9 protein-coding genes are annotated in these 9,852 nt (G+C 69.4%); 7 read left to right on the top strand and 2 right to left on the bottom strand.

Annotation, left to right across the window (positions count from 1 at the left end):
• Positions 1-25: 25 nt before the first annotated feature.
• Positions 26-4,030 (bottom strand): ATP-dependent RNA helicase HrpA, encoded by a 4,005-nt coding sequence (gene hrpA / locus E3T61_RS01185; protein WP_134639086.1) that lies wholly within the window; start codon positions 4,028-4,030, stop codon positions 26-28.
• Between the two features lie 86 nt (positions 4,031-4,116).
• Here hrpA and E3T61_RS01190 point away from each other — a divergent pair, with 86 nt between their 5' ends.
• From E3T61_RS01190 to pnuC, 7 genes are all read left to right on the top strand, one after another.
• The gene (locus E3T61_RS01190; RefSeq protein ID WP_134639087.1) at positions 4,117-4,776 is read left to right on the top strand and encodes a hypothetical protein; all 660 of its coding nucleotides are present in this window, start codon (positions 4,117-4,119) and stop codon (positions 4,774-4,776) included.
• A 2-nt stretch (positions 4,777-4,778) separates the two neighbouring features.
• Positions 4,779-5,075, top strand: coding sequence for a transcriptional regulator (locus E3T61_RS01195; RefSeq protein ID WP_134639088.1), 297 nt, complete (start codon positions 4,779-4,781; stop codon positions 5,073-5,075).
• The gene (locus tag E3T61_RS01200; RefSeq protein WP_134639089.1) at positions 5,072-6,004 is read left to right on the top strand and encodes an ABC transporter ATP-binding protein; all 933 of its coding nucleotides are present in this window, start codon (positions 5,072-5,074) and stop codon (positions 6,002-6,004) included. Before E3T61_RS01195 ends, E3T61_RS01200 begins: the two co-directional genes overlap by 4 nt.
• Positions 6,001-6,822 carry an ABC transporter permease gene (locus E3T61_RS01205; RefSeq protein WP_241992322.1) on the top strand — a complete coding sequence of 274 codons (822 nt, stop codon included), beginning with the start codon at positions 6,001-6,003 and terminating at the stop codon, positions 6,820-6,822. The genes E3T61_RS01200 and E3T61_RS01205 overlap by 4 nt, the downstream gene beginning before the upstream one ends.
• 125 nt (positions 6,823-6,947) lie before the next feature.
• Positions 6,948-7,781, top strand: a complete 834-nt coding sequence (locus tag E3T61_RS01210; RefSeq protein ID WP_134639090.1) for an aldo/keto reductase — start codon at positions 6,948-6,950, stop codon at positions 7,779-7,781.
• Between the two features lie 123 nt (positions 7,782-7,904).
• A complete protein-coding gene (gene msuE, locus E3T61_RS01215; RefSeq protein ID WP_134639091.1) occupies positions 7,905-8,486 on the top strand; it encodes an FMN reductase in 582 nt (193 codons plus the stop codon).
• Between the two features lie 108 nt (positions 8,487-8,594).
• Positions 8,595-9,260: a nicotinamide riboside transporter PnuC gene (pnuC, locus tag E3T61_RS01220; protein ID WP_134639092.1), complete on the top strand. Its 666-nt coding sequence runs from the start codon at positions 8,595-8,597 to the stop codon at positions 9,258-9,260.
• A 149-nt stretch (positions 9,261-9,409) separates the two neighbouring features.
• On the opposite strand, the gene E3T61_RS21790 is transcribed toward pnuC, so the two are convergent.
• Positions 9,410-9,852 (bottom strand): hypothetical protein (locus tag E3T61_RS21790; protein WP_198418621.1); only part of this gene is annotated, 443 nt, incomplete at its 5' end.

Below are 9,852 nucleotides of genomic sequence, written 5' to 3' on the forward strand. Positions count from 1 at the left end.
TAACTCACAGTTCGCGAGGGGATGGCTAGGAGGCGAGGACCTTTTGGATGCGCTGGAGGGAGACACTCTCCGCGGCTCGCAGCTCCTGGGCGAAGAGGCTGATGCGCAGCTCCTCGATCATCCATCGCGCGCGCACCAGGTTGGGCGCCGCGGTCTCCGGCAGCGGGATGCGTCCGCCCGCGTCGGTGAAGCGCGCCGTGGCCGCCTGCACCTCGTTCATCCACACCCTGTCGCGGTTGGGGTTGTCGAGGAGCTTGTCGATGCGGGCAGTGATGCCGCCGAGGTAGCGCGGCAGGTGCCGCAGCTGGGCGAGACCCGTGGCGCTGACAAAACCGGGGTAGACGAGCCCGTTCAGTTGCTCACGGGCATCCGTGAGAGTGGCAAGCAGGGCCATGCTCGTTGAGGCCTTGAGCGCCTTGTCGGCGGCGCGCGACGCAGTGAGCACCCGGGCGACGAGGCCGACGGTCTCGAACATCGAGTCCATCACCACGCCGGAGACCCGGTCGCGGATGCTGTCGAACTCGGCCTTCATGAACACCTGGCCATCGGGTCGCACCCGGTAGAGCACATCGTCGACGGCTGCCGCGAGGCAGTCGTCGAAGAGGGCCTGGGTGGAGCGGTACGGGCTGGTGGCCAGCGAGAGCTTCTCTCCGCCCTTGAGGTGCTGCTGCACATAGGCCACCGGTGAGGCCGTGGCCAGCAACAGCAGCCGGCGCACGCCGCCGGGCAGCGTGCGGGCCTGCTCGTCGACGGTGCTCATCATGCGGATGCTCACCGACGAGCCGTCGTCGATCAGGGTGGGGTAGCCGCGGATGGTGTTGTCACCCTGCTTGGTGTCGATGAAGCGGGGCAGCTCGACGAAGTCCCAGGTGGTGAGGCCGCTGCGCTCGATCGCGTTCGTGGGCACGGCGGCGGAGGCCTTGGCGACGGACTCGCGCACCTTGTTGCCCAGGCGCCGCTGCAGCTCGGTGAGGTCCTTGCCGGAGGCGACGCTCTTGCCGCGCTCGTCGACGACCCGGAAGGTCATGCGGAGGTGCGCGGGTACCCGGGTGAGGTCGAAGTCGCGCACGGTGACGGGCACGTAGGTGAGGCGCTGGATGAGCGCAGCGAGGGTCTCGGCGAAGGAGGTCTCGACAGGCTCGACCAGCGAGTGGGCTCGATTCGAGGCACCTTGCGGGGTCTCGACAAGCTCGACCGACGAACGGACCACACCGGGGGCCGGGGGCAGCTCGGCAAGCAGGCGCACGGCCCAGTCGGCGGCGGGCACGACGTTGCGGCGGATGGCCTTGGGCAGCGACTTGATCAGCGACGTGACGAGGTCGGCGCGGAGGCCCGGCACCTGCCAGTCGAATCCGGTGGGGGAGACCCGGGCCAGGAGGGCCAGCGGAATCTGCACGGTCACGCCGTCGTCTTCCGCACCCGGTTCGAACCGGTAGCTCAGCGCGAAGCGCTGGTCGCGCTGCTGCCAGGACGGCGGGAACAGGGACTCATCGATCTCCGGCGCATCCTCGGGCACGAGCGCCTCGGCGGTCATGGTGAGCAGGTCGGGCGTTGCGGCGCGGGCGACGCGCCACCAGGTTTCGAAGGTGCGGGTGCTGTGCACCTCGGCCGGGATGCGGCGGTGGTAGAACTCGAACACGGCCTCGTCGTCGAAGAGGATGTCGCGACGCCGGGTGCGTTCCTCCAGCTCGGCCAGCTCCTTGCGGAGCGCCGTGTTGGCGCGGTCGAACGCGGTGACTCGCTGGTCGACCCTGTCGAGGTCCCACTCGCCGTCGACGAGGGCGTGCCGGATGAACAGCTCACGGGCGTAGGCCGGGTCGACCCTGGAGAACTGCACCCGGCGGCGCGGCACGATCGGCACGCCGTAGAGGGTGACCCGCTCGTAGGCGACCACGGCGCCCTGCTTCTTCTCCCAGTGCGGCTCGGAGTAGCTGCGCTTGCAGAGGTCGCCGGCGAGCTGCTCGGCCCAGGCCGGGTCGACGACGGCGTTCATCCGGGCGAACAGCCGGCTGGTCTCCACCAGTTCGGCGCTCATCACGGCGTTCGGCTGCTTCTTGGCCAGCGCGGAGCCGGGGAACAGCACGAAACGCTGCTGCCGGGCGCCGATGTAGTCCTTTTTGGCCACATCCTTCAAACCGATGTGCGAGAGCAGGCCGGAGAGCATCGATCGGTGGATGCCGTCGGGGTTCACGGCCGGGTCGCCGATGTGCAGGCCGAGCGGCTTGGCCAGCTGGCGGAGCTGCTTGTAGACGTCCTGCCACTCGCGCACCCGCAGGTAGTTGAGGTACTCGTTCTTGCACAGCCGTCGGAACGCGCTGGAGCCGAGCTCCTTCTGCTGCGTCTCGAGGTAGTTCCAGAGGTTCAGCAGCGAGAGGAAGTCGCTGGTGGGGTCGGCGAATCGGGCGTGCTTCTCGTCCGCGGAGCCGCGGCGCTCGAGCGGGCGCTCGCGCACGTCCTGGATGGTGAGACCGGCCACGATGGCCATCACCTCACGGCTGGTGCCCTGCACCTTGGACTCGATCACCATGCGGCCGAACCGGGGGTCGATGGGCAGCTGGGCAAGCTGTTGGCCCACCCGGGTGAGGCTGTGGGTGCCGGCCGTCACGGCCATCCGCCCGCCGCCACGTGAGCCACTGTCGCGCCCGCCGCGCCCGCCCCCACCGTCACGGCCGGACCGGCCGGCCTGGCTCGGGTCTTCCGTGGGTGTACCGGTGGCCGCCACGACGGCCTTGACCGCGCCGAGCTCGGTGAGCAGGTCGAGGCCGTCCTTGATGTTGCGGGAGTCCGGCGGGGTGAGGAACGGGAACTGGGCGATGTCGCCCAGGCCCAGCGAGATCATCTGCAGAATGACCGCGGCGAGGTTGGTGCGCAGGATCTCCGGCTCGGTGTACTCGGGCCGGCGGGTGAAGTCCTCTTCGCTGTACAGGCGGATGGCGATGCCGTCGCTGGTGCGGCCGCTTCGGCCCGAGCGCTGGTTGGCGGAGGCCTGCGCGATGGCCTCGATCGGGAGCCGCTGCACCTTGGAGCGCACGCTGTAGCGGCTGATGCGGGCGGTGCCGGCGTCGATGACGTAACGGATGCCCGGCACGGTGAGGCTGGTCTCGGCCACGTTGGTGGCGAGGATGATGCGGCGGCGCACCCCGGCCACGGTGGAGGGTTGGAACACCCGGTGCTGGTCGGCGGAAGAGAGCCGGCCGTAGAGTGGCAGCACCTCGGTGGGGCTGGTGCGGTCGCCGCCGGCGAATTTGCCCTGCAGGGCGTCGGCCGCGTCGCGGATCTCGGTCTCGCCGGAGAGGAACACCAGGACGTCGCCGTTGGACTCCCGCTCGAGCTCGTCGAGCGCGGCCGAGATGCCCTCGATGTAGTCGCGGTCCACGCTGGGCGCGGCATCCGTGATCTCGTCGTCGTCGTCGATCGGTGCCTCGGCCACGAGCGGGCGGTAGCGGATCTCGACCGGGTAGGTGCGGCCGGAGACCTCGATGATGGGCGCCGGGGTGCCGTCGGCGGCCGCGAAGTGCTTGGCGAAGCTTGCCGGGTCGATGGTGGCGCTGGTGATGATGAGCTTGAGGTCGGGCCGCTGGGGGAGCAGCTGCTGCAGGTAGCCGAGCAGGAAGTCGATGTTGAGGCTGCGTTCGTGCGCCTCGTCGATGATGATGGTGTCGTACTTGCGCAGCATCCGGTCGCGGTGGATCTCGTTGAGCAGGATGCCGTCGGTCATCAGCTTGATGCGGGTGTCGGCGCCGACGCGGTCAGTGAAGCGCACCTGGTAGCCGACGAGCTCGCCCACCTCCTGGCCGAGTTCCTCGGCGATGCGCTCGGCGATGGTGCGCGCGGCGAGCCGGCGCGGCTGCGTGTGGCCGATACTCTCGCGCCCCAGCTCCAGGCAGATCTTGGGCAGCTGGGTGGTCTTGCCCGACCCGGTGGACCCGGCAACGATCACGACCTGGTTGTCGCGGATGGCGCGCGCGATGTCGTCGCGGCGCTGGCTGATCGGCAACTCGGGCGGGAAGGTGATTGTGACGGGAATCATTAGCCCTCCATGTTATTGCTTCCCGGGGTCACCCCACTTCGGGCTGAACCGTTGTGGCGCAAAGTACTTTGTGTTACAAAGTACTCATGGATGACAACAGAACACCTGCCGCCGCCGATCTCGACGAGCCGATCGGTGACCCACGGGCCATGCTTGCCCTGCTCGAAAGCCAGCAGCGCGAGGTGCTGAACGCTCAGCAGGCCCCGGTGATCTGGATGTACTTCATCTGGGGCATCACCTGGTTCGTCGGCTTCCTCGCTCTCTGGTCGGGAGACGCCGATGGCAACCCCTGGTTCACCATCCCGGCCTACGTGGCCACGCCGGTGTTCATCGTGATGCTGGTGGCCTCGATCGTGGCCTCTGCCGTGCTCGGTATCCGCATCAACCGCGGTGTGCGCGGTGCCTCCGTGTTCTCCGGCGCCGTCTACGGGATCTCCTGGAGTGCCTGCGGCACCGCGTTCGCGGTGCTCGGCACCGGCCTGATCAGCCAGGGCCTCTCGCCCGAACTCGCCAACCTCTACTTTCCGGCCGCGTACGCCCTGATGTGCGGCACCATCTACCTCGGCGGCGCCGCACTCTGGCGCGACGTCTCCCAGCTGGTGTTGGGCCTGGTGCTGCTCGCGGTCGGGGCGGCATCCGCCTTCGCCGGGTCGCCCGGCAACGATCTTGTGCTCGCCATCGGCGTGGGCGGGGCCTTCCTCATCGCCGCCGCCGCCCTGACGGTGCGGCGCCGGCAGGGGCGTTGACGATGGACGAGCTCGACCCGGTGATCCACGCATCCGCCCGGCTCAAGATCACCGCCACCCTGGCCACACTCGAGGTGGGCGACCAGATCGCCTTCCCCCGGCTGCAGGAACTGCTCGGCATGACCGCCGGCAACCTGTCCACGCACCTGCGCAAGCTCGAAGACGCGGGCTATGTTGACGTCATCAAGTCGCACCAGGGCCGCACCCCGGCCACCTACCTGGCCCTGTCCCGCCCGGGCCGGCGCGCGTTCGAAGACTACCGAGAAGCCCTGCGCGACCTGTTGGGAGAATCCGCATGACAGTCCTAGCCCGCCTCGACCACGTCACCCGCCGCTTCGGCGAGGTGCTCGCCGTCGACGACGTCACCCTCGACATCCACTCCGGCAGCATCCTGGGCCTGCTCGGGCCCAACGGCGCCGGCAAGTCCACCGTGCTCACCATGCTGCAGGGGCTCCGCAAACCGACAACCGGCACCGTCACCCTGTTCGGCGGCTCGCCCGGCGACTACCGGATGCGCCAGAAGCTCGGCGGCACCCCGCAGGAGACCGCCCTGCCGCCGACCCTGCGGGTGGGCGAGGTGATCGACTTCGTCGGCCGCCACTTCGACGACCCGCTGAGCACCGCGGCCGTGGCCGAGGAGTTCGGCCTGGGGGAGCTGCTCAAACGCCAGACCGGCGCGCTCTCGGGTGGCCAGAAACGTCGGCTCAGCGTGGCACTCGCATTCGTGGGCCAGCCGCGGCTGGTGCTGCTGGACGAACCCACCACCGGGCTCGACGTGGATGCCCGCCGCACCCTGTGGGACGCCGTGCGCCGGCAACACGACCGCGGCGCCACCGTGGTGGTGACCAGCCACTACCTCGAGGAGATCGAGGCGCTCGCCGAACGGGTGGTGGTGATGGGGCACGGCCGGGTGATCGCCGACGACACCGTCACCGCCGTGATCAACCAGGTCTCGCTTCGCCAGGTGCGCCTGGTGACCGACCAGCCCGACCGGGTCAGCGGTCTGCCCGGCGTCGTCGGCCGCGACCAGGGCGACAACGGCAGCACCACCTTCTACGCCAACGACAGCGACCGGCTGATCGTGGAGCTGGTGCGCTCCGGCATCCCCTTCACCGATCTCACCGTGCGCGGCGCCACCCTCGAGGAGGCGTTCCTCACCCTGACCGGGGCCACGGATGCCGCCTCCGGCGAGCACGTTCGTTCCGCCCAGAAGGAGATGAACCGATGAGCACCCTCACCCCCACCCCGACCGGCACTGCCCCCGGCAGCCGCGCCCCGGTTCTCGGCGGACGCACGGGCATCCTGGCCCTCACGCTCGTGCACGCCCGGATCATCCTCGTCGAGACGTTCCGCATCCCGGCCGCCCTGATCGGGTCGCTGGTGTTCCCCGGGCTGTCGCTGCTGTTCTTCGTGGTGCCGCAGCGCACCGTCGCCGACAACCCCGAGTTCGCCACCCAGGCGGTGATCGCGCTGAGCGTGTTCGCGCTGATGTCCAACTCGCTGTTCAGCTTCGGCCTGAACATCTCGGCCAACCGCGAGCAACCCTGGGACCCGTACCTGCGCACCCTGCCGGTGCCGGGCGTCTCCCGGGTGCTCGGGCAGATCTGCTCGACCGGGCTGATGGGACTGGTGTCGATCCTGCCCGTGATCGCGATCGGGGCCCTGTTCACCGCGGCGGAGGCATCCGTATTGGGGGTTCTCGCTGGGATCGTGGCGCTGGGCATCTCGGCGCTGCCGTTCATGTTCATCGGCATCTCGATCGGCTACTCGATGTCGTCCAAGGCGGCGATCGCGGTGGTGCAGATCGTGATGTTCGGCCTGGCCTTCGCGGGCGGTTTGTTCCTGCCGCCGTACCTCTTCGCCGACTGGCTCGACACCCTGTCGAAGTTCCTGCCGTCGCGGCAGGCCCGCGAGTTCGTGATCTGGGCCGTGCAGGGCGGCGAGCTGGAGCCGTGGGTATGGATCGGCATCCTGGTCTGGACAGCGGCGACGTTCGCCCTGGCCCTGCTGCTCTTCCGCCGCGACGAGGGCCGCCGCTACCGCTGAGCCGCAACTGGTCACCGGGCACAGTCGGCCCGGGACGGGGCCGGCGGCGGACGCCGAGGGCAGCCGGATTACGCTGTCGGCATGCGTGACGTGCGGCGCATCCGCCCGGTCCCTAGGCTCAGTGGATGACGAAACCCGTACCCACCATCACCCTGAACGACGGCCACACCATCCCGCAGCTCGGCTTCGGGGTCTTCAAGGTCGACCCGACCGAGACCACCCGCATTGTGGCCGACGCGCTCGAGGTGGGCTATCGGCACATCGACACCGCCGCCGTCTACGGCAACGAGGAGGGTGTCGGCCGGGCTCTGGCCTCCGCTGGTCTCGACCGCTCCGAGCTGTTCGTCACCACGAAGCTCTGGAACGACGAGCAGGGCACCCAGTCCGCGCTGGATGCGTTCGATGCGAGCCTGGAGAAGCTCGGCCTGGACTACGTCGACCTGTACCTGATCCACTGGCCGGCCCCGGCGAACGACAAGTTCGTGGAGAGCTGGCGGACGCTCGAGAAGATCCGCGAGTCCGGCCGGGCCCGCTCGATCGGCGTCTCGAACTTCCTGGTGCCGCACCTTGACCGCCTGCTCACCGAGACGGATGTGGTGCCAGCCGTCAACCAGATCGAGCTGCACCCCGCCTACCAGCAGGGGGAGATCACCGCTTTCGCCCGCCAGCACGGCATCCACATCGAGGCCTGGGGTCCGCTCGGCCAGGGCAAGTACCCGCTGCTCGAGGAGCCTGTCGTGACCACAGCGGCAGAGGCGCACGGCAAGACCGCCGCGCAGGTCATCATCCGCTGGCACCTGCAGGCCGGCAACATCGTCTTCCCCAAGAGCAACCGCCGCGAGCGCATGGTCGAGAATTTCGACGTGTTCGACTTCGAGCTCAGCCACACCGAGGTCGCCACCATCTCGGCGCTCGAGCGCGGCGGCCGCGTCGGCTCGCACCCCAACGACGTGAACTAAAGCACGACGCGTGTCGACGTGAGGCCGGGACGGCGGATGCCGGGGGACCGGCGCGCATCCGCCGTCTTACGCCGTGTGTCGGCGCGGGTGGCGGCATCCGCACTGGCCACTTAACGTCGAGGTATGTCGTACACCCTGAACGTCGTCGCCGTCTCCGGCAGCCTGCACGCGCCCTCGAAGACCACCGCCTTGGTGCGGGCGATCCTCGACGCGCTCGAACGCGAACTCTCGATCGACGTGCACCTGATCGAGCTCAGCCAGGTGGGCCGCGAATTCAGTGGTGCGCTGCGCCGCGACGAGCTGTCCGCCGCGGCCGAGGCCGACCTGCAGCGCATCGAGGGCGCCGACCTGCTCATCGTGGCGTCGCCGGTGTACCGGGCCTCGTTCACCGGCCTGTTCAAGCACGTCTTCGACTTCGTCGAGCAGTACTCGCTGGTGGACAAGCCGGTGCTGCTGGCCGCGACCGGCGGCAGCGATCGGCACGCGCTGATCCTCGAGCACCAGTTCCGGCCGCTGTTCAGCTTCTTCCAGGCGCTCACCCTGCCGCTGGGGGTGTACGCCAAGGACTCCGACTTCACCGACTACCGGGTGACCAACACCGAGCTCAGCGATCGTATCGACCAGGCCATCCGGCGCGGGCTGCCGCTGGTGCGGGCCAGCCTCCCGGCCAACCTCTCGGCCGACTCCGCCGCCATCGTCTGGTGACACGCCGGGCTTAGCCGCCCGCTGGACAGCACCGCGGAATAGTCCCGCGCCCGAACGCCTTACATTGGGACGTGCACGGATGCGACCCATCCGGGAGAGAAGTACCTTGTGTCCCTGATCAATTGGCTCTTTGACGCCCAGCTGCAGATCGGCAACCAGACCATCCTCTGGCGCGAGATCATCGGCAATGCGTTCGGCATAGCCAGCGCCGTCGGCGGGATGCGCCGCAAGATCTGGGCCTGGCCGGTGGGCATCCTCGGCAACGCGTTGCTCTTCACGGTCTTCCTCGGCGCCGTCTTCGGCACCCCCAACCCGGTGAACCTGCTCGGGCAGGCCGGCCGCCAGATCATGTTCATCATCGTGTCGGTCTACGGCTGGGTGCAGTGGTCGCGCAGTCGCTCGGCCGGAACCGTGGCCGTGGCCCCGCACTGGGCCGGCACCCGGGCACGCATCGGCTTGGGCTTGGGCCTCGTTGTCGGCACCCTGGTTCTCACCCCGATCTTCCGGGCGCTGGGTTCGTTCGAACCGGTCTGGGCCGACGCCTGGATCTTCACCGGCTCGCTGTTGGCCACCTACGGCATGGCCCGCGGCTGGACCGAGTTCTGGCTGATCTGGGTGGCCGTCGACATCGTCGGGGTGCCGCTGCTGATCAGCGCCGGCTACTACGCCTCGGCCATCCTGTACCTCTTCTACGGAGCGTTCACCATCACCGGCTTCGTGATCTGGAGCCGAGTGCAACGCCGCCGGGCGCTCGTGGAGCGCGCGCTGGTCTAGGCCGCCCGCCACCATCCGCGAGCGGCCCCTGGAGGTGGTTCTTTCGCGAGAGCGGCCGTGTGGTTGCCTGGTGCTCGCGAGGTGACCACAAGCCCGCTCTCGGGAGATGGGCCCGTCGCTTTCGCGAGATGGGCCCGTTGGGCGGGGCGCTAGTCGGCGGGGCGGGGCGGGGTGCGACGCCGCAGCTGTTTGGGCCGGCCGAGGGCCACCAGACCCAGCACCGGGGCGATGAGCAGCTGCATCGCCACGAGCGGGCCGAACGAGGCGAACATCACGGTGAGCACGGCGGTGGCGGCGCCCAACGCCAGCACGATCGCGAGGTAGCCGGTGCGTCCGGTGCGGGCGAAGGCCACGGATGCCAGCCCGAGCGGCACCAGTCGCAGCCACAGATCGAGCGTGGACTGGGGCAGCGGCCCGCCGATGTACGAGATGCCGGCGGCCAGCACGTAGAGCCCCGTCCACACCCAGAACAGCCACGGGCCGGCGGGCTCAAGCGGCGGGGCGGGCTCGTCTGCCGCCCAGCCCGGGAGGGGGCCGGTGCGGCGCGGCGCCGAGCCGTTGCCGGGCCACGCGCCGCCGGGGCCCGCCGCAG

Origin of the sequence: Cryobacterium lactosi, from assembly GCF_004403945.1 — a bacterium.
Classification (GTDB): Bacteria; Actinomycetota; Actinomycetes; order Actinomycetales; family Microbacteriaceae; genus Cryobacterium; species Cryobacterium lactosi.